The 19,847-nt window shown below is 64.5% G+C and carries 15 protein-coding genes and 3 tRNA genes; 5 read left to right on the top strand and 13 right to left on the bottom strand.

Features of this window, described 5'->3' with window-relative positions:
- Positions 1-195 precede the first annotated feature (195 nt).
- The 7 genes from NCR37_RS06520 to tig form a co-directional block, all read right to left on the bottom strand.
- Positions 196-272, bottom strand: a tRNA-Asp gene (locus tag NCR37_RS06520).
- Between the two features lie 42 nt (positions 273-314).
- Positions 315-390 (bottom strand) — tRNA-Val (locus NCR37_RS06515).
- A gap of 59 nt (positions 391-449) precedes the next feature.
- A complete protein-coding gene (locus NCR37_RS28365; protein WP_284506808.1) occupies positions 450-947 on the bottom strand; it encodes an HU family DNA-binding protein in 498 nt (165 codons plus the stop codon).
- On the bottom strand, positions 944-3,367 hold the full coding sequence (lon, locus tag NCR37_RS06505; protein ID WP_175940279.1) for an endopeptidase La: 2,424 nt from the start codon (positions 3,365-3,367) through the stop codon (positions 944-946). The genes NCR37_RS28365 and lon overlap by 4 nt, the downstream gene beginning before the upstream one ends.
- A 187-nt stretch (positions 3,368-3,554) precedes the next feature.
- The gene (gene clpX / locus NCR37_RS06500) at positions 3,555-4,826 is read right to left on the bottom strand and encodes an ATP-dependent Clp protease ATP-binding subunit ClpX (protein ID WP_106855990.1); all 1,272 of its coding nucleotides are present in this window, start codon (positions 4,824-4,826) and stop codon (positions 3,555-3,557) included.
- Between the two features lie 170 nt (positions 4,827-4,996).
- Positions 4,997-5,650, bottom strand: coding sequence for an ATP-dependent Clp endopeptidase proteolytic subunit ClpP (gene clpP / locus NCR37_RS06495; protein ID WP_014191278.1), 654 nt, complete (start codon positions 5,648-5,650; stop codon positions 4,997-4,999).
- Positions 5,651-5,787: 137 nt separating this feature from the next.
- Positions 5,788-7,134 carry a trigger factor gene (gene tig, locus NCR37_RS06490; protein WP_250472282.1) on the bottom strand — a complete coding sequence of 449 codons (1,347 nt, stop codon included), beginning with the start codon at positions 7,132-7,134 and terminating at the stop codon, positions 5,788-5,790.
- Between the two features lie 441 nt (positions 7,135-7,575).
- On the opposite strand from tig, the gene NCR37_RS06485 reads away from it, so the two are divergent.
- Entirely contained in the window at positions 7,576-8,718 is a 1,143-nt protein-coding gene (locus tag NCR37_RS06485; protein ID WP_250472281.1) for a glycerate kinase, read from the top strand.
- 594 nt (positions 8,719-9,312) lie between these two features.
- On the opposite strand, the gene NCR37_RS06480 is transcribed toward NCR37_RS06485, so the two are convergent.
- The 3 genes from NCR37_RS06480 to NCR37_RS06470 all read right to left on the bottom strand — a co-directional run bounded on the left by NCR37_RS06480 (position 9,313) and on the right by NCR37_RS06470 (position 13,647).
- Complete coding sequence (locus tag NCR37_RS06480) at positions 9,313-10,728, bottom strand: PepSY-associated TM helix domain-containing protein (RefSeq protein WP_250472280.1); 1,416 nt, start codon at positions 10,726-10,728, stop codon at positions 9,313-9,315.
- 41 nt (positions 10,729-10,769) lie between these two features.
- On the bottom strand, positions 10,770-13,052 hold the full coding sequence (locus tag NCR37_RS06475) for a TonB-dependent receptor (protein WP_250472279.1): 2,283 nt from the start codon (positions 13,050-13,052) through the stop codon (positions 10,770-10,772).
- Positions 13,053-13,221: 169 nt separating this feature from the next.
- Positions 13,222-13,647: a DUF2946 domain-containing protein gene (locus NCR37_RS06470; protein WP_250472278.1), complete on the bottom strand. Its 426-nt coding sequence runs from the start codon at positions 13,645-13,647 to the stop codon at positions 13,222-13,224.
- Positions 13,648-13,900: 253 nt separating this feature from the next.
- On the opposite strand from NCR37_RS06470, the gene NCR37_RS06465 reads away from it, so the two are divergent.
- Positions 13,901-13,987 (top strand) — tRNA-Leu (locus NCR37_RS06465).
- Positions 13,988-14,013: 26 nt separating this feature from the next.
- On the opposite strand, the gene NCR37_RS06460 is transcribed toward NCR37_RS06465, so the two are convergent.
- Positions 14,014-14,400 carry a hypothetical protein gene (locus tag NCR37_RS06460; RefSeq protein WP_250472277.1) on the bottom strand — a complete coding sequence of 129 codons (387 nt, stop codon included), beginning with the start codon at positions 14,398-14,400 and terminating at the stop codon, positions 14,014-14,016.
- 219 nt (positions 14,401-14,619) lie between these two features.
- Here NCR37_RS06460 and NCR37_RS06455 point away from each other — a divergent pair, with 219 nt between their 5' ends.
- Entirely contained in the window at positions 14,620-15,450 is an 831-nt protein-coding gene (locus tag NCR37_RS06455) for a squalene/phytoene synthase family protein (protein ID WP_250472276.1), read from the top strand.
- Positions 15,451-15,877: 427 nt separating this feature from the next.
- Here the strand turns inward: NCR37_RS06455 and NCR37_RS06450 are convergent, their stop codons facing one another.
- Both NCR37_RS06450 and NCR37_RS06445 read right to left on the bottom strand, forming a co-directional pair.
- Complete coding sequence (locus NCR37_RS06450) at positions 15,878-16,828, bottom strand: DUF1501 domain-containing protein (protein ID WP_250472275.1); 951 nt, start codon at positions 16,826-16,828, stop codon at positions 15,878-15,880.
- Positions 16,829-16,848: 20 nt separating this feature from the next.
- Complete coding sequence (locus NCR37_RS06445; protein WP_250472274.1) at positions 16,849-17,277, bottom strand: hypothetical protein; 429 nt, start codon at positions 17,275-17,277, stop codon at positions 16,849-16,851.
- A 218-nt stretch (positions 17,278-17,495) separates the two neighbouring features.
- Here NCR37_RS06445 and ompR point away from each other — a divergent pair, with 218 nt between their 5' ends.
- Together ompR and NCR37_RS06435 are read left to right on the top strand one after the other, a co-directional pair.
- Positions 17,496-18,221 carry an osmolarity response regulator transcription factor OmpR gene (ompR, locus tag NCR37_RS06440; RefSeq protein ID WP_008349770.1) on the top strand — a complete coding sequence of 242 codons (726 nt, stop codon included), beginning with the start codon at positions 17,496-17,498 and terminating at the stop codon, positions 18,219-18,221.
- 84 nt (positions 18,222-18,305) lie between these two features.
- Positions 18,306-19,676, top strand: a complete 1,371-nt coding sequence (locus tag NCR37_RS06435; protein WP_250472273.1) for an ATP-binding protein — start codon at positions 18,306-18,308, stop codon at positions 19,674-19,676.
- The last annotated feature ends 171 nt before the right edge of the window (positions 19,677-19,847 follow it).

Here is a 19,847-nt window from a genome sequence, read left to right as displayed (position 1 = left end):
AGGGGAAAAGGCGAAAGCCGGCGGTGTTTTGCGCTTTTTGATGCGGCGATCTTTCGTTTGATCGACGCGCGATGTCTCATCCTCGCCTGAATCGTTGCGTGGACTGCAACTTCAGAATCATTAGGATGCTTAAACAAAGGCGTCGAAAATAAAAATCCCGCAAGCCGCGAAGCTTGCGGGATTTCCAGTCGTTCTTGGCGGAGCGGACGGGACTCGAACCCGCGACCCCCGGCGTGACAGGCCGGTATTCTAACCGACTGAACTACCGCTCCTGGGTGCTGCTACTGCATCAATGTACTGCGTGCCGCTGGAAGTGGTGGGTGCTGAGAGGCTCGAACTCCCGACCTACGCCTTGTAAGGGCGCCGCTCTACCAACTGAGCTAAGCACCCGGATTTCTGTTCGGCTGGAACAGAAGAACCGGTGAATTGCACCGTTCCCAGCGAGTCAGCTAGTTTAGCGCATCCTTCAGCGCTTTTCCAGCGCGGAACTTGGGAATTTTTGCCGCTTCGATGGTGATCGCCGCGCCCGTGCGCGGATCGCGGCCCGTGCGGGCGACGCGCTCGCCTACCGCGAAGGTGCCGAATCCGACGAGCGTCACCGAATCACCCTTCTCCAGTGTCGCGCGCACGCCGTCGATGACCGCTTCGAGCGCCCGCCCGGCAGCTGCCTTAGAAATATCGGCTTGCTGCGCGATATGGTCGATCAGTTCCGTCTTGTTCATTGTTTCCCCAATCTCTAATGGCACGTTGTAATCGTTTTGATTCGCCGTCGTGAGCGAACCGCATCGCGCCTGAGCCGATGCGCGGCCATTAGACGCAGCCGAAACTGCCGTGTCAACGAGGGTTGCGCCCGATTGGAATGCCTCTTCGCGCGATTCAGAACCGGCTGCCGAAAAAAAACCCGCGGACGAAGCCGCGGGTTTCGTTTGATGCCTTGGGACGCTCAGTGCTTCACGACGTCGCCCGTAGCGGGCTGGTCTTTCTGCGCTTCCGCTGCCACCGGGGTCGCTTTCGCTTCCTCTTCCGGCAGCGGTTCGGGCAGACGTTCCAGCGCCAGTTCCAGCACGCGGTCGATCCAGCGAACCGGCACGATCTCGATGGCGTTCTTCACGTTGTCAGGAATGTCGGCCAGATCCTTCGTGTTCTCTTCCGGGATCAGCACGAGTTTGATGCCGCCGCGATGCGCCGCCAGCAGCTTCTCCTTCAACCCGCCGATCGGCAGCACTTCGCCGCGCAGCGTGATTTCGCCGGTCATCGCCACGTCCGCGCGCACCGGAATGCCGGTCAACACGGACACCAAAGCCGTCGTCATCGCGATACCGGCGGACGGACCGTCCTTCGGCGTCGCGCCTTCGGGCACGTGGATGTGGATGTCCTTCTTCTCGAACGACTCATCCGTGATGCCCAGGCGCCGCGAGCGCGAGCGCACGACCGAGCGCGCCGCCTCCACCGACTCCTTCATCACGTCGCCGAGCGAACCCGTGCGGATCACGCCGCCCTTGCCCGGCATGACCGCCGCTTCGATCGTGAGCAGATCGCCGCCCACTTCCGTCCACGCGAGACCCGTCACCTGACCAATCTGGTTTTCCTTCGCGGCGAGACCGAAGTCGTACTTGCGCACGCCGAGGAACGTGTCGAGGTTCGAACCGTCCACCTTCACCGCGCCTTCCGCCTTCTTCAAGAGCAGCATCTTCACGACCTTGCGGCAGATCTTCGACACTTCCCGCTCGAGCGAACGCACGCCCGCTTCACGCGTGTAGTAGCGAATGATGTCGCGGATAGCCTGCTCCGCCACCTCGATCTCGCCTTCCTTCAGGCCGTTGTTGCGCTTCTGCTTCGGCAGCAGATAACGCTGCGCGATGCTGACCTTCTCGTCCTCGGTGTAGCCCGAGAGGCGAATCACTTCCATCCGGTCGAGCAGCGGCGGCGGAATGTTCAGCGAGTTCGACGTAGCGACGAACATCACGTCCGACAGGTCGAAGTCCACTTCGATGTAGTGGTCCGCGAACGTATGGTTCTGTTCCGGGTCGAGCACTTCGAGCAGCGCAGAAGCCGGATCGCCACGGAAATCCATGCCCATCTTGTCGACTTCGTCGAGCAGGAAGAGCGGATTGCGCACGCCGACCTTCGCCAGGCTTTGCAAAATCTTGCCCGGCATCGAGCCGATATACGTGCGACGGTGGCCGCGAATCTCTGACTCGTCATGCACGCCGCCCAGCGCCATGCGCACGAACTTACGGTTCGTCGCGCGGGCGATGGACTGCCCGAGCGAGGTCTTGCCGACGCCCGGAGGCCCGACGAGGCAGAGAATCGGCGCTTTCACCTTCTCGACGCGTTGCTGAACCGCGAGATATTCCAGAATGCGTTCCTTGACCTTTTCGAGGCCGAAGTGGTCTTCATCCAGCACGCGTTCGGCGTTCGAGAGGTCGTTGTTGACCTTGCTCTTCTTGCGCCACGGCAAGCCGATCAGCGTGTCGATGTAGTTGCGCACGACGGTCGCTTCCGCGGACATCGGCGACATCAGCTTCAACTTCTTGAGTTCGGCGTCGGCCTTCTTCTTGGCTTCCTTCGGCATGCGCGCGGCGGCGATGCGCTTCTCGAGTTCTTCGAGATCCGCGCCCTCTTCGCCTTCGCCCAGTTCCTTCTGGATGGCCTTGACTTGTTCGTTCAGGTAGTACTCGCGCTGGCTCTTCTCCATCTGGCGCTTGACGCGTCCACGGATGCGCTTTTCAACCTGCAGGATGTCAATTTCCGCTTCGAGCTGCGCAAGGAGGTGCTCCAGCCGCTCGATGACCGGGAACATCTCGAGGATGTGCTGCTTCTGGTCGAGCTTGAGCGGCAGATGCGCGGCGATGGTGTCAGCCAGACGACCCGCCTCGTCGATACCCGACAGCGAGGTCAGGATCTCCGGCGGAATCTTCTTGTTGAGCTTCACGTACTGATCGAACTGCGAAACGATCGCGCGGCGCAGGGCTTCAGTCTCGGCGCTGTCGGCGTGGTCCGGTTCGAGCGGCATCACGTCACAGGAGAACTGCGTTTCCTGCTCTTCGATCGAGAGCGTTTTAGCGCGCTGCAAGCCTTCGACGAGCACTTTCACGGTGCCGTCCGGCAGCTTCAGCATTTGCAGGATGTTGGCGACACATCCCACTTCGTACATGTCTTTTTCGGTCGGCTCATCTTTCGCCGCCGTTTTCTGGGCGACGAGCATGATGTGCTTGCCGCCTTCCATCGCGGCTTCGAGTGCCTTGATCGACTTGGGCCGCCCAACGAAGAGCGGAATCACCATGTGCGGGAACACGACTACGTCGCGCAGCGGGAGCAGCGGCAACGTGATGCGTTCCTGCGGGAGGAGTTGGGTTCCTGACATTTCATTTCCCCATTAATGGAATCGGTTCGTTCGTAAGTAAGGCCGTTAAGAGCTATTGCAAGCCTTTATCGGAAGGGAAAAGTCGGTAGTCCAAGTTCGTCAGTAACGTCCACAAGATAAACCGAAAAATAAAAACAAAGGCCGTTCACGTCGCCATGAACGGCCTCTCGCCGACACACAGCCCGATTTAGTTCGACCCTGCTACTTTCGGCGCGTCTTCGTAGATGAGCAACGGTTTGCCGTCGCCGTCGATAGTGTTGTCATCGACGATCACCTTCGAAACGCCCTTCATCGTCGGCAGTTCGTACATCACGTCGAGCAACGCCTGTTCCAGAATGGAGCGCAGCCCGCGCGCGCCGGTCTTGCGGCGAATCGCCTTCTGCGCGATGGCCTGCAGCGCCGCCGGACGAATCTCCAGCTCCACGCGTTCCATAGCGAAGAGCTTGTGATACTGCTTCACCAGCGCGTTCTTCGGCTCGATCAGAATCTTCACGAGCGCGGCTTCGTCCAGCTTGCCGAGCGTCGCCACGACGGGCAGACGGCCGATCAGCTCCGGAATCAGGCCGAACTTGATCAGATCTTCCGGCTCGACCTCGCGCAGCACTTCGCCCGCGTCGCGATCCTGCTTGCTCTTCACGCTCGCGCCGAAACCGATGCCGGTCTTTTCCGTGCGGTCCGTGATGACCTTCTCCAGACCGTCGAACGCGCCGCCGCAGATGAACAGAATGTTCGTCGTATCGACCTGAATGAAGTCCTGATTCGGATGCTTGCGCCCGCCCTGCGGCGGCACCGATGCCATGGTGCCTTCCACGAGCTTCAGCAGCGCCTGCTGCACGCCCTCGCCCGACACGTCGCGCGTAATCGACGGGTTGTCCGATTTGCGGCTGATCTTGTCGATTTCATCGATATAGACGATGCCGCGCTGCGCCTTGTCGACTTCGTAGTTGCAGTTCTGCAGCAGCTTCTGAATGATGTTTTCGACGTCTTCGCCGACGTAACCCGCTTCGGTGAGCGTGGTGGCGTCCGCGATCACGAACGGCACATTCAGCATGCGCGCGAGCGTCTGCGCGAGCAGCGTCTTGCCCGAGCCGGTCGGCCCGATCAGCAGGATGTTGCTCTTCGACAGCTCGATGTCGTCCTTCTTGTCGAGGTGCTTGAGCCGCTTGTAATGGTTGTACACGGCCACCGCGAGAATCTTCTTCGCGCGTTCCTGGCCGATGACGTACTGATTCAGGATGTCGCTGATTTCCTGCGGGCTCGGCAGGTCGGACTTGGTAAGCCCGGCCTCTTCTGCCGCGCCGGCCGCCTCGTCGCGAATGATTTCGTTGCACAGGTCGATACATTCATCGCAGATGAACACCGACGGGCCGGCAATGAGCTTCTTTACCTCATGCTGGCTCTTTCCGCAGAACGAGCAGTACAGCAGCTTCTCGCTGCTGGAACCTTTTTTGTCCGCCATAAAAGTGTAAGCCTCCGGACACTCTTGTTACATGATACGCCCTTCGATCCGGCCACGCAGATTCGACTCCGCGTGCCTGCCACGAAGGGCGTTTTGGCGTTGCGCCGCATGCGCCATCCGCATTGCCCGGCCCTGTTTCCAAAGCCGGCGCGGCGCCGCTCCGGACGCCTTCAGGGACGCTTGTGCAGCACCTGGTCGACGATGCCGTAGGCTTGCGCGTCGTCGCCCGACATGAAATTGTCGCGATCCGTGTCGCGCGCGATGCGCTCGACCGGCTGACCCGTGTGATGCGACAGCAACTGGTTCAGACGCTCCTTCAGGTACAGGATTTCCCGCGCCTGAATTTCGATGTCCGACGCCTGGCCGCGCGCGCCGCCGAGCGGCTGGTGAATCATCACGCGTGCGTTGGGCAGCGCGACGCGCTTGCCCTTCGCGCCCGACGCCAGCAGGAACGCGCCCATGCTGGCAGCAAGCCCCATGCACAGCGTGGAGACGTCCGGCTTCACGAACTGCATGGTGTCGTAGATCGCCATGCCGGCCGACACCGAGCCGCCCGGGCTGTTGATGTACAGGCTGATGTCCTTGTCGGGATTCTCGCTTTCCAGAAACAGCAACTGGGCGACGACGAGATTCGCCGACTGGTCGTTGACCTCGCCGACGAGGAACACCACGCGCTCCTTCAGGAGCCGGGAATAGATGTCATAGGCACGTTCGCCACGGCCGCTCGTTTCCACGACCATCGGGACGAGGCCGAGCGCCTGGGCTTCGAAGTCCCGCGGAGCGTGGGACGCCAACGTATCGAGCAATTCAGCGCGAAAGGTCATGCAATTTCCTTGTTCGGAATAGGGATACTGATCGACGAAGGAACATCCAAAGAACGGCACGTGCATGCACAACTTTAATGCAAAAAAGGCGTGCGGGCCGCCCTCCGACGACCCCGCACGCCCCTTGGCTTTCCGCGTCAGGCTTGCGCCGTTGCGCTGGCCAGTTCCTCGAAGCTGACTTCCTTGTCGGTCACCTTGGCCTTGCCGAGCACGAATTCGACGACGTTGCTTTCCACGACGTACGCTTCCATTTCGGCGAGGCGCTGCTGGTTCGAATAATACCAGCGGACGACTTCCTTCGGGTCTTCGTAGCTTTTCGCGAATTCGTCCACTTCAGCGCGGATCTGCTCGGGCTTCGCCTGAAGCTCGTTCGCCTTCACCAGCTCGGCCAGCACGAGGCCCAGCTTGACGCGGCGCTCGGCCTGCTCGGCGAACATTTCCGCCGGAATCGGCGCGTCCGCTGCGTTCGGCACGCCGCGCTGCTGCAGGTCCTGACGGGCCATTTCCACCAGACGCTGCTGATCCTGCTCGATCAGCGCCTTCGGCACGTCCAGCTCCGAAATCTTCAGAAGCGCGTCCATGACCTGGTTTTTCACGATCTGCTGCGTGCGGCGCTTGGCTTCGCGTTCCAGGTTGTCCTTGATCTCGGCGCGCATCTTCGTGAGATCGCCGTCTTCGATGCCGAGCGACTTCGCGAATTCCGCGTCCACTGCCGGCATATGGGGCCATTCGACCTTTTTCACAGTGATCGTGAATTGCGCCGTCTTGCCCGCCACTTCCTTGCCGTGGTAGTCCTCGGGGAACTTCAGGTCGAATTCGCGGGTTTCGCCGACCTTCAGGCCGGTCGCCGCCTGTTCAAACTCGGGCAGCATGCGGCCCTCGCCGAGCACGAACGCGAAGTCCTGCGCGCTGCCGCCTTCGAATTCCACGCCGTCCAGCTTGCCGACGAAGTCGAGCGTCACGCGGTCGCCGTTCTGCGCCGCCGTGTCCGCGCCGCCGTCGCCGTGCTCGCCGCCTTCGCCGCGCGCATGGAAGTGCACGCGCTGCTTGCGCAGGATTTCGAGCGTGCGGTCGACTTCAGCTTCCGAAATGGTGGTGACGGTGCGCTCGATTTCAGCGTTGGCGACATCGCCCAGCTTCACTTCCGGATAGACCTCGAATGTCGCGTCGAACGCGTACGCGTCGGCGGCCGGCTCGGCCTTCGGCGCGAAGCTCGGCTGGCCCGCGACGCGCAGGTTTTCCGCGCGCGTGACATCGAAGAACTCCTTGCCGACCTTGTCGCTCAGCACTTCGGCCTCGACCTGGCCGCCGTACTGCTGCGTCACCATCTTGAGCGGCACCTTGCCCGGGCGGAAGCCCGGCATGCGCACGTTCTTGGCCAACTGACGGATGCGCGAATCCACTTCCTTCTGCACCGAGTCTTTCGGCAGGGAAATGGTCAGGCGGCGTTCGAGCTTGCCCAGGTTTTCAACTACGTTAGCCATGGCTTCAATCGTCCTAGAGTAATTCGGTGTTCGTTCGGTGGTCGGTTCTTCCGCGGTTCTTAAGGCGCGGGTCCGTTGAGCTTGCCGGCGCTCGCCACGCTTCGACGCCCGATTCGCGAAAGCGCATGCATGCGCGCTTCGAAGACGCCCGGACCGTCGCCGAGCGAGTCAGCCAACAGAGCCCAGCATTTTAGCAAACAAATCAGGCCGCCCTGCTTGCGCGAACGGTCATGGGGCGTTTCTCGAGCGTTTTTGGCGGATTTAGGGCGCGGATACGGCGTAAATCCCCGTTTTCCGGACGGTCGCGGCCGCGCACAATTCCCGCTATCGCATCCGCGCTATTTTGCCGGACACGGCGCGCTGCTAAGCTTGCCGCGCGTCGTCGACCTTATCGGCGCGCGCTTGCCCGACGCCCTACTCACACAAGACACTCGAGACACCATGCCTATCACGCCCGCTCCCGTTGTCGTCATCGCGCCCGATTCGTTCAAGGGATCGCTCTCCGCGGAAGGCGTCGCGAACGCGATCGCGGAAGGCATCAGGCGGGCGCGGCCCGACGCGGAAATCCGCATTCGCCCGATGGCCGATGGCGGCGAAGGCACGCTCGACGCGATGCTCGCGGCCGGCGGCGAGCGCCGCATGCTCAACGTGCGCGGCGCGGCGGCGGCACGCCGCGACGCCGCGACGGGCTTGCTCGCCGACGGCAGCGCGATGATCGAGACGGCGGAAGTCGTCGGCATCACGGACCCGGACGGCATGGCCGTGCCCGTCACCGAACGCAGCACGCTCGGCATGGGCGAAGCGATCCGCGCGCTCTTCGACTCCGGCGCGCGCCGGTTCTTCGTCGCGCTCGGCGGCAGCAGCACGAACGACGGCGGCGCCGGGCTGCTCGTCGGCCTCGGCGTGAAGCTCTTCGATGCCGACGGCAACGAGCTGGCGCCGGTGCCGTCGTCGCTGGCGAGGATCGCGCGGGTCGACGCATCGGGGCTCGATCCGCGCGTGAAGGAAGCGGAGTTCGTCGGCATGTCGGACGTGGACAATCCGCTCACCGGCGAGCACGGCGCGACCGCCGTCTTCGGGCCGCAGAAAGGCGTGACGCCCGAGCAGATCGCCACCATCGACGCCGCCCTCGCCCATTTCGCGGACCGGCTCGAACCGGCGATGGGTCTCGCGAAACGGAACGAACCGGGCGCGGGCGCGGCGGGCGGCCTAGGCTTCGCGCTGCACATGCTGGGCGCGCGCTTCGAAACCGGCGCGGAAGTCGTCGCCCGGGAAATCGGTCTCGACGCCGCGTTGGAAGGCGCGAACTGGCTCATCACGGGCGAAGGCCGCTCCGACGTGCAGACGCTGCACGGCAAGGCGCCCTTCATCGCGTGCAAGCATGCGCGGGCGTCGGGCGTGCCGGCGACGCTGCTCTCCGGCGCGGTCGATTCGGCCGCGTTGCCGCGCCTCTCGGAATATTTCAGCGGATGCTTCTCGCCCGCGCCCGGCCCGATCACGCTCGATGTCGCCATCCGCGACGCCGCGCGCCTGCTCGCGAACGAAGCGGAGCAACTGACGCGCTTGAAGTTCGGCGTCGCATGAGAAGGAGGCGGGGCTAAGTTTGCGCCTGTGACCGCGCCCCGATTCTCGCCCCGATCAATCACGCGCGGTGTCGCCATCCGCGGCGCCACGCACCCGCTTCGAATGGCGGAAAGCAACGGACGCGTTTCGAGTTCGGCGTCGCGTGAGAAGGAGGCGGCGCTAGATTTGCGCCTCTGACGCGCCCCGATTCTCGCCCGCGCCCGGCCCCATCACGCTCGATGTTGCCATCCGCGACGCCGCGCGTCTGCTCGCCAACGAAGCGGAGCAACGGACGCGCTTGAAGTTCGGCGTCGCGCGAGAAGGAGGCGGGCCTTTATTTGCGCCCGTGACCGCGCCCCGATTCTCGCCCGGCCCCATCACGCTCGATGTTGCCATCCGCGACGCCGCGTCTGCCCGCAAACGAAGCGGAGCAACGGACGCGTTTCGAGTTCAGCGTCGCGTGAGAAGGAGGAGGCGCTAGATTTGCGCCTCTGACGCGCCCCGATTCTCGCCCGGCCCCATCACGCTCGATGTCGCCATCCGCGACGCCGCGCGCCTGCTCGCGAACGAAGCGGAGCAACTGACGCGCTTAAACTTCGGCGTCGCGTAAGAGCGTCAGCCTTGCGCTCGTGCCCGCGCGCCGAACGCGAGGCGGTCGAGACACCAGACAGCGAGCATCGTCAGGCCCATCAGCGGGAAAACCGCGCCGACGATCGCGAGGCCGGTGCGCCACGCGCGCATCGGCGGACGTTTTGCGGGCCGCGACGGCGCGCCGAGCGTGCGCGACGGACGGCGCTTGTACCACATCACAAAGCCTGTGACGGACAGCGCGGCCAGCCCGAGCGAGATCGCCGAACACACGAGTTGATTCGCGAGGCCGAAGTAGCGCCCCATGTGCAAGGACGTGCCATACGAGATGAAGCGCGCGACCGTGCCATAGGTGCCGTACGAGATGTCGGACACCACGCGGCCGTTGTACTGGTCGATGTGCAGCGTGCGTTCCGAGCGCGGATCGGCGGGAAAATACGACACGGTGTAGACGCCCGTCGGTGACGTCGGCAACGCGATGCCGTAGTCGCTCGTCACGCCGTGTTTCGCGGCGAGCGCGATCACATCGTCGAGCGAGAGGCTCGCCGCTACCGACGCCTTCGCGGTCTGCGGCACGTCCGTCGCGCCGACGGCCCACGGCGTCTGATGCAGCGGGAGATCGTCCATTTTCATCGGCATGGCGTGCATCGCGTGATCGGCCGGCACGCTCGAATGAACATGCGCCTCGCCCCACGCCCCTTTCGGATAGCCGAGCGATGCCGAAGTCGCCAGCGCCTTGAACTGCTTGCCCCACGATCCGGACCACGGCAGTCCGCTCAGCACGAAAAAAAGCGCGCCGATAGCGAGCCACACGCCGCCCACCGCGTGCAGATCGCGCCACCACCCGCGGCCTTCGAGCGCGAGACGCGGCAGCCACACGCCGCCCGCGCGACGGCCCGCGCCGCCCCACGGCCACCATAGCGCGACGCCCGTGCCGATCATCACGAGCGTCCAGCATCCCGCCAGTTCCATCGCCAGTTCGCCGGTCTTGCCGAGCATGAGCCCGCGATGCAGATTGCGAATCTGCTTCATCAGCCGATGCTCGACTGAAAGCGTGCCGAGCACCGCGCCGTCGTACGGGTTCACGTACACGCTCTCGCTCTCGCCGGAAGGCAGGCGAAACACGAATTCGGCGCTGCGCGTGCGACGCGTGTCGATCTGGGCGAGCGTCGGCACGGCGCCGCGCGGCTCGCTGGCGATGGCTTTGGCGAGCAGCGCATCGGTGGAAAGGCGCGGGCCGTGCGTGTCGGCGACAACCATGCGGTCGCGATACAGCATCGGCTCGATCTGCGGCTGAAAGCAGTACAGCGTTCCCGTGATGGCGAGCACAAGGAGAAGCGGCATCACGAAGAGGCCGGCGTAAAAGTGCCAGCGCCACAGCGTGCGGCGCTCGGCGACGGCGTCGCCCTGAGTCGAAGCGGGCGTGAAGGAAGGTGCGTGCATGACGTGTCCTTTGGAATCGAATGAATGCGAATGAACGGAGATCAGATGCCGATGCGTCCTTCGACATAGAACGTGCGTCCCGCATACGGGTGGAAGACGTAGTAGCGGCGATCGAACAGGTTGTCGACGCCGATGCCCAGCTCCGCGCGCTTCGTCGGCTTGTAGGAGAACTTGGCATCGACGACGGCATAGGTGCTCGTCCCGCCATACGTGTCCGGATTGACGTCCGTGTTGGTGAGCGTGTTGTACTGGCGTCCCGAATAACGCACCGCGAGCGTCGCGGCGGTTTTTGCGTTCGCACGATACGTCGCCACCGCGTTCGCCCGCCACAGCGGAATGCGATAGAAATACTTGCCCACGGACGCCGGATTGCCGCTGTTGGCAAGAATCTTCGACTGCGTGTACGCGACGTTGGCCGCGAGATCGAGCCCGCGTAACCACACGTCCTGCCCTTCGTAGCTCGCTTCGGCGCCGCGCGAACGCACCTTGTCGATGTTCTGAAAGTTGGTGACGTTCGGAATGACAGTCGTGTTCGTCTGACTCAGGATGGTGTTCTTTACGTCGTCCTGAAAGAGCGTGAAGCGGTAGAAGCCGTTGCCGTGCGTCCATTCCGCGGTCAGTTCTTTAGAAAGATCGTCTTCCGGCTGGAGGTTCGGATTGCTGTTGACGATCGACACGCCGTTAATCTGCCCCTGGAACAGCTCGCCGACAGTCGGGAAGCGATACGCCCGCCCGATGGATGCGCGCAACGTCAAGTCGTTCGTGGCGTCGAACGAAAGCGCCGCCTTGGGCGACCAGTGGCTCTGGCTCGCAGCGCCGTAATCGAGCGATGTCGCGCCGACGGCCCGCGTGCCGTCATAGGCATTCCAGTTCTCGTAACGCAGGCCGTAAGTGAACGCCCAGCGTGGCAAGAAGCGCCACGCGTCCTGCGCATAGACCGCTTGCGTGCGCGTGCGCCCGCCGAACGCGTTGGCGAACGAGGCGCCCGCGCCATCGCGCCACGCGGCCGTGTTCGAGGTGACGTTGTTGAGAAAGTAATTGTCGTAGTGGTAGCCGAACGACAGCGCATGCGCGGCGAGTCCCGAGCGGGCGGTCGGCGTCCAGCTCGTGCGCAAATCGAGCGACTTCCATCCCGATCCGGAGCCGTCCGTGAGCGTGCCGGGGCCGTCGCCCGGCACGCCGGAATTCGCGGTGCGCGCGATGCTCTGCGTGATGTCGAAGTACGACGCGACGGCTTCCGCGTTCCAGCCGGTGTCGTGGTGCGTGCGCAGCGTGAGGCCGTAGAGGAAGTTCTCGCTCGATCCCATGCTCGGCGCGAACGTCGCGGCGGGGATCGTGTATTCGAACCCGCCGATGTTCACGCGCCCGCTATACACCGGGTTGCCGGCCGCGTCGCGCAGGAAGGTCGTCGTATCGCTGTTGTATTTCTGATGCCAGTAGCCGAGCGTGAAGCCGGCTTGCAAGGCGTTCGTGATGTCGTAGGCGAGCTTCACGCGCAACTGGTCCTGAAACGTGCGCTCGATGCCCTCGGACGCCGTGCCGAGCACCGCCGTGCGCGCGCCGTTCTGATCGTTGTAGAACGTCGCGCCGGTCACGGGCCGGTCGGCGGCGGTGGCGGGTGTCCTCGATTGCGCGAGCGTCGCGAATTGCAGCGGCTGCCCCGTGTTTTCCAGATGATCGACGCCGATCAGAAACGACAGCTTGCCGATGCGGTCGCCGACGGTCGCGGTCGTATTCGTGCCGTTGAAGCTGCGGTTGATGCCGAAGAGATCGAAGTGCTGCGTGAAGGCCTGCACTTTCGCGTCGGATTCGAACTGCGTCGGCATGCGCGTCGTGATCGCGACGGTCGCGCCGATCGAGTTGCCCGGATAGAGCGCCGAGTAAGGACCGTAGATGACGTCGGTGCGCGAGATGTCGTCGGCGAAGACCATCGACCAGCGCGGCGCGAACGTGAACGTGAACGTGTTGCCGAGAAAATTGCTAAGGAGAAGGCCGTCGGCATACACGAGGCCGCGCGCCGTCTGCGCGTTGCTCGTGCCGCGCACGGCAATCGGCGCGTTCACGTCGCCGATGAAGCGCTTGCGCACCGCCATGTTCGGCGCGTACTTGAGCACGTCTTCGGGCGTGACGACGTTCCAGTACTGCGACTGGTCCGCGGTCACGGTCGCGACGCTCGCGGGCAGGTTCGGATCGAGCGGCGAGCGCGTGGACGATGACTGCGCGGACACGATCACCGGCGCGAGCGTGGTTTCGGCGTCGGAAGCCGGCGCAGCGGCAGCGTCGATCGGCGTGGCGCACCACGCGGCGTGGGCGAACAAGGACATCGGCAATGCGGCGTGCAAGGACGCGACGGCACGACGGCGCGCGTGTCGGCGCGCTCGCGTGAGGAGCGTAAACATGGTGAGTTCCTGAATGAGCTGACGAGCGAAACGCGCGCGTCGCCGGGCGCTCAGGCGCCGGGCGAGAATCGGTGCGATCGGACGGAGAACGGCTTCAGGAAAGGACGGGCGGCGCGCGCGCAGCCGCGGCGTTGAACGACTTCGAGCAGGGGGCGTCGACCGCCGCGACGGGCGCCGCGCGCGTGACGCGCTCGACAGGCGTGACCGCATGCGCCGCCGCCGACGCGACCGGCAGATGATGCGCGAGCAGCCCGCAATATGCGCAGGCGTCGAAGTGTCCTGCGGCGTCGTGATGGCCCGCGTGCTCGTCGGCGTCTGCATGCGCTGGATGGTGATCAGCGTGCTCGCCGCCTTGCGCGAAGAAGCTCGCGAGCGTACTGACGGTACAAAGCGGCGCCTCGGGATCGAGTGCCGCGTTGCGCGCGGCGATGCTCTGGCTGATGACCGGCGCGACAATGGCGAGCCACATGGCGGCGATGCCGAGCCATGCGACGAAGCGATTGCGCGCGTTGCGGGTCATTGAGAGCGAGAAAGCGAAACGGAAGGATTGAGCGAGATTCTAGGCAGACGTCTGCCTCGCCGCAATGCTGAAGCCCATATCGCCAGCATCGCGCGCTGCATGTCGCCGCGAGCCATGCGATCGTCACGCAAATTCTCAGACATCGCCTGACGAATGCGTTAGAATGCCCGGCTTGGCACAGTGGACCGGTGCCGGACACGGGGTGTGTCAAGTGCGGCAGGATTGAATCCGCTGGCTCGCAAAGCCCCGTGCTGCGAGGATGGCGAAATTGGTAGACGCACCAGGTTTAGGTCCTGACGCCCGCAAGGGTGTGGGGGTTCGAGTCCCCCTCCTCGCACCACTTCCCCAACCGCTCGTTCGGAGCGGCTACAGCGCGATGTCGCTCAGTTCGACCATCATCACTTCGCCCTTCTCCTGCGATCGTCCCGCGAAGTCCACGCCCGTCTGATTCATCAGCTTCCTGATTTCTTCCGGCACGCGCTCGCTGGCACGCGCCGCGGCAATCGGCCGGTCCAGGTTCGATAGAAACTGGCGCACGCTCGACGGCGGCAAGTACACGAACACGTTGAGCGGATACGACGCTTTCGCGTCCGCGCGACGCGCCGCCGTGATATGCAGCCCGGGCGTCGGCGAGACGCTCATCTGACGCGGGCATACGCGAAAATCGAAGCCGAGGCCCGTTGCCACGCTCCTCACGATGAGCGGCAGGCACCTGTCGCCGAACTGTTTGTTTTCCGTTTTGCTGAGCGGCATGGCTGCTGTCTCCGTTGGTCTCGCGCTTGTGCGTGTTTCGCGCAGTGTTGCGCGGGCCGTTCGCCGCGTCGGTGGGTCGGCGCACACGCGAAGGCAGCGCGGCGCAGGCGGCTGCGAATGCCGCGCCGGGATAAAATGAGCGCCCGCCTCGCTCGACGCCTTGCGAAACCGCGAGCACAGAACAACCTATTCGCCTTCCCCACCACAAGCCCCCCGTCCGTGAATTTCGACGACTATTGCCAGCAGAAGGCCGCTCCCGAAGGCTCAGGCACGTACTACGCGCTGCGCCGGGCCCCGGCCGCGCGTCAGCCGCTTCTCACCGCCCTCTATGCGCTCTATCGCGAACTGGAGGAAACGGTGAAGGAGACGAGCGATCCGACCATCGGCCGCACCAAGCACGTGTGGTGGCGGAGCGAACTCGAGCGGCTCTATCTCGGCGAGCCGACGCATCCGGTCACGAAGGCGCTGCAAGCTCACGCCGACGGAAGCGGCGTGCTCGACGAAGAAGGCCGCGCGTCGCTGGCGATGTTCGTCGACGGTTTCTCGATGGACCTCGACCAGGCGCGCTATCTTGACTGGCCCGGCCTGCGGCGCTATCTGGACCAGACGGGCGGCGCGTTCGCGACCGCCGTCGCGCGTGCCACCGCGCGTGGCGACGTGTCGTCGTGGGCCGCGCCGCTCGGCTGCGCGCTGCTGCTCGCAGAACGCGTGCAGGAAATCGGCGACGACGCGCGCAACGGCCGAGTCTATGTGCCCATCGACGAGTTACAGCGGTTCAATGTCACGGCGGCGGATATCATCAACCGCAAGTACAGCGACGCTTTCACCGAACTCATGCGCTTTCAGACGGAGCGCGCGCGCCGCGCGCTCGACGAAGCGCTTGCCGCCATCCCGCCCGCCGAGCGCGCCTCGCAGCGCGTGCTGCGGGCACAGGCGGCGCTGTCGCTGGCCCGCTTCGATGAAATCGAGCGCGAAGGCTTCAAGGTGTTGCACCAGCGCATTACGCTCACGCCGATCCGCAAGCTGTGGATTACGTGGCGCACGCGCTAGGCGCGATGCTCACGCGCGCATGACCGGCAGTGGCCGGAACGGCCGCCTGCGAAACGAGGCGCACGCGGTGAACCTCGATCTAACGCGGGAATCATCGGCAGCGGCGCGAACTGCCGCTCGAAGGTCGCGCATGCGCTACGCGCGATGCTCACGCGCGCCTGACCGGCAGTGGCGCGAACGGCCGGCCGAGAACCGTGACGCACGCGGTGAGCTTGGATCTAACGCGCGGATAATCGGCAGCGGCGCGAGCGGCTGCTCAAAAGGTCGCGTACGCGCCAAGCGCGATGCTCACGCGCGCATGACCGGCAGCGGCGTGAACGGCCGCCCGAGAACCGTGACGCGCGCGGTGAGCTTGGATCTAACGCGCGGATAATCGGCAGCGGCGCGAACTCCCGCTCAAAGGTCGCGCACGCGCTAAGCGCGATGCTCACGCGCGCATGACCGGCAGCGGCGCGAACGGCCGCCCGAGGACATCGGCGGCGTTCGCGTTCCAGCATGCATCGAGCGCCGTGGCGCAAAGCCGCCTGAAGTCGACGGCGGCCGTCAGCCCGCCTTCCGCGTCCAGCGCATCGAGTCGCGGCGCTTCGCCGAAAAGACCGCCGCGCACGGCGCCGCCCAAGACGAACTGCGGCGCGGCCGCGCCATGATCGGTGCCGCGTGTCTCGTTCTCGCGCGCCGATCGTCCGAACTCCGAACGAGTCATCACGAGCGTGCCGCGCCAGTCGCCTGTCGCGAGCAACGCGGCCCGCAGCGAAGCGATGCCGTCCGCGAACTGCGCGAGCAGCGCCGCATGCCGCGCCGCCTGATGCTGGTGCGTGTCGAAGCCATCGAGCGTGAGTCGGATCAGCGTGACGCCGCTCTGCGCGCGATGTGCCGCGATGACGCGCGCAGCCGCCTCGCAGGATGCGATGAACGATCGCGTATCGAACGGCGTGCTTGCCGGATGAACCATCGCGCTTTGCGGCGCCTGCACGCGCGCGAGCCACGCATCGCGGCGATATTCGTCCGCCTCGGATGCCGTGTGCCAGATCTGCTGCGCGCGATAATGCGAGCGGTTCGGCCGCGCATAACCGACGCCTTGCACGATGGCGCATTCGCCCGCATGCCACGCGGGCATCAGGGCACGCAGCGACGGATGCAGGCCGGTGCGCTCGTCGATGCGCAACGCGTGATTCCGCGAGATGGCGAGCGTCGGCCGCAGCGCGCAGTAGCGGGGATCGGCAATAGGAATGACAGTATTGAGTCCGTCGTTGCCGCCGTTGAAGTCGACAAGAACGAGCGCCCTCGTCAACGGGCGACGCGCTTCGGATGCGCGGCAGAGCGCGACCGGTTGTACTGCGACGACGCTTGCGATCGACAGGAACTCACGTCTGTTCATCGCGTTCGTCCCTGTGTGGATCAGCGTTTGTAGAGATCCCGCACGGCCTCTTCGATGTGCTGACGCAAGAGGCGCCGCTCGTCGGCCGTCATGACGGTGTGGCGCGGCGGGCGCGCGGGCGGGGTGTCATCGACTTGCTGCACGGGTTGCAGCGCGGCGGGCCTGCTGTCGCGCTCGCGCTTGTTCGAGCCTTTGCCGGTGCGATCCTGCGCGCGGATCATGCGGCCGTCGTAGCGACCGGCGGGCATGTGGACGGAGCGGTCGAACTCGTTAGATGGCGCAGACGAGGACGGAAACGCAGCGAGGCGGGAAGATTGCGCATAGGCATGCTGTGCGCTCAGTACAGCGTACAGCGCACTTGCCACTAACGTCTTTCCGAAAATGCGCTCGGTGCGCACAGGTCCGCGCCGCCGCGCTCCCTTCATGTTGTTCCCTTCGTTGCTCGACAACCGGACAGCCTCATTCTTTTCATGCGCCTCACGCGGCCTGGTCGCGCCGCATGGGGCCGCTGGTGTAATGGAGTATCTACCGAATGGCGGGCTTAGGTAAAGCAGTGTACGCAGAGAAGTCAGGGCCCGTGCCACAGGCTCCGTAAATTTTGTAACTAACTGTTACACTCGCTTTTGTTACAAACTCGGCGTTCGAACAAACGCGCTAAGATGCCGCCATGGAAACCAAAAATCCTTCGAAAATTCTGGTAGTCGATGACGATCCGCGCCTGCGCGATCTGCTTCGGCGTTATCTCGGCGAGCAGGGCTTCAACGTGTATGTCGCGGAAAACGCCCCGTCGATGAACAAGCTTTGGGTACGCGAGCGTTTCGACCTGCTCGTGCTGGATCTCATGCTTCCCGGCGAAGACGGCCTTTCCATCTGCCGGCGTCTGCGCGGCAGCAACGACCGCACGCCCATCATCATGCTCACGGCGAAGGGCGAAGACGTGGACCGCATCGTCGGTCTGGAAATGGGCGCGGACGACTATCTGCCGAAGCCCTTCAATCCGCGCGAACTCGTCGCGCGCATTCATGCGGTGCTGCGGCGTCAGACGCCGTCGGAACTGCCCGGCGCGCCGTCCGAAACCACGGAAGTATTCGAGTTCGGCGAGTTCGCGCTGAATCTCGCCACGCGCACGCTGACCAAGAACGGCCAGGAGATTCCGCTGACCACCGGCGAATTCTCGGTGCTCAAAGTGTTCGCGCGTCACCCGCGCCAGCCGCTGTCGCGCGAAAAGCTGATGGAACTCGCACGCGGCCGTGAATACGAAGTGTTCGATCGCAGCCTCGACGTGCAGATTTCCCGTCTGCGCAAGCTGATCGAGCCGGATCCGAGCAGCCCGCGCTTCATTCAGACGGTGTGGGGCCTCGGCTACGTCTTCATTCCCGACGGCGCAGCTTAAAGCACGTCCCGCCGCCTCGTCCCACGCACTTCAAGCGAGTCCGATACGCTTTATCCCCTTCACCGAGCGGAACCCGATAGACCCATGCGCATCGACAGGCGGCTACTGGCGCTTGCGTTCGGCGGCCTGTTCTGGCGAACTTTCGCGCTGATCGCGCTGCTCATCGCGGTCAGCCTCACCGCCTGGTTTCAGAGCTTTCGCGTGATCGAACGCGAGCCGCGCGCGCAGCGCGTGGCGCTTCAGCTCGTCGCTGTCGTGAAGCTCACGCGCACTGCCCTTCTCTATTCCGATCCCGATCTGCGCCGCGCGCTGCTGCAGGATCTGGAAAGCAACGAAGGCGTGCGCGTGTATCCGCGCGAGACCACGGACAAGTACAAGCTCCAGCCGGACGAATCGCTCAACCGGCTAATCGAGCGCGACGTGCGCGGGCGGCTCGGCAACGACACGATCATCGCGCAGTCGGTCAACGACATTCCGGGCGTCTGGATCAGCTTCAAGATCGACGATGACGACTACTGGGTCGCGCTCGACCGCGATCAACTCGACACCGTGACGGGCCTGCAATGGGCCGGCTGGGGCGTGTTCGCGCTCGCGCTGTCGCTCTTCGGCGCGGCGTTCATTACGAGTCTCGTCAACCGGCCGTTCGCGCGTCTCGCGCTGGCGGCGCGCAAGGTCGGCTCCGGACAGTCGCCGGAACCGTTGCCCGAACGCGGCATGGGCGTCGCGGCCGAAACCAACCGCAGCTTCAACCAGATGGTGCAGGACCTGGAACAGCTCGAAGCGGACCGCGCGCTGATGCTCGCCGGCATCTCGCACGACCTGCGCACGCCGCTCGCCCGCCTGCGGCTCGAAACGGAAATGAGTCCGTCGGACGAAGCGACCAAGCTCGCGATGATCGACGACATCGAGCAGATGGACATGATCATCGGCCGCTTTCTGGACTACGCGCGGCCGATGCAGCGCATGCCCGAAGCCGTCGATCTCTCCATGATCGCAAGCGAACTCGCCGCGCGCTTCCAGGCGGACGAAGGCGTCGTGATGCGAACGGACCTCGCGCCGGGCGCGGTCATCGAGGGCGATCCGACGGATGCGCGCCGCGTCGTCGGCAATCTGCTCGAAAACGCCCGTAAGTATGGCCGCAGCGAGCGCGACGATATCGCCCGCATCACGCTGCAAACGCGCGTGGCGCACGGGCGCGTCGAACTCTCCGTGATGGACGAAGGCCTCGGCATCCCCGACGATCAGGTTGCGCTCATCACGCGGCCTTTCTATCGCGTGGATGCGGCGCGCACGCAGGCCAACGGCACGGGCCTCGGCATGGCGATCGTGCAACGGCTCGTCACGCGGCAGCGTGGCGTGCTCAGGCTGCGCAATCGCACGCCGCTGCCCGGCTTCGAAGTGACCATCGACTTTCCACAGATGAAGGGCGCGCGCTTCGAGGGCCCGCGCGACTAGCCCGCGTATTCGCGTTCAATGCGCGACTCGCCCGCACGTTCGAAAAAAGCTATCCGCGTCATTGGGCAAACCTTTTGAAGCGGTTCTGCCGTGGGGTTATGATGATCCGGTTCGACGCGCGGCATTCACGGCCATGCTGTCATGCGCGCGTTACCGCTTTCCGGTAGTTTG

This window comes from Caballeronia sp. GAFFF1, assembly GCF_023630705.1.
GTDB lineage: Bacteria > Pseudomonadota > Gammaproteobacteria > Burkholderiales > Burkholderiaceae > Caballeronia.
This window is presented reverse-complemented; position numbering and strand designations above follow the sequence as displayed.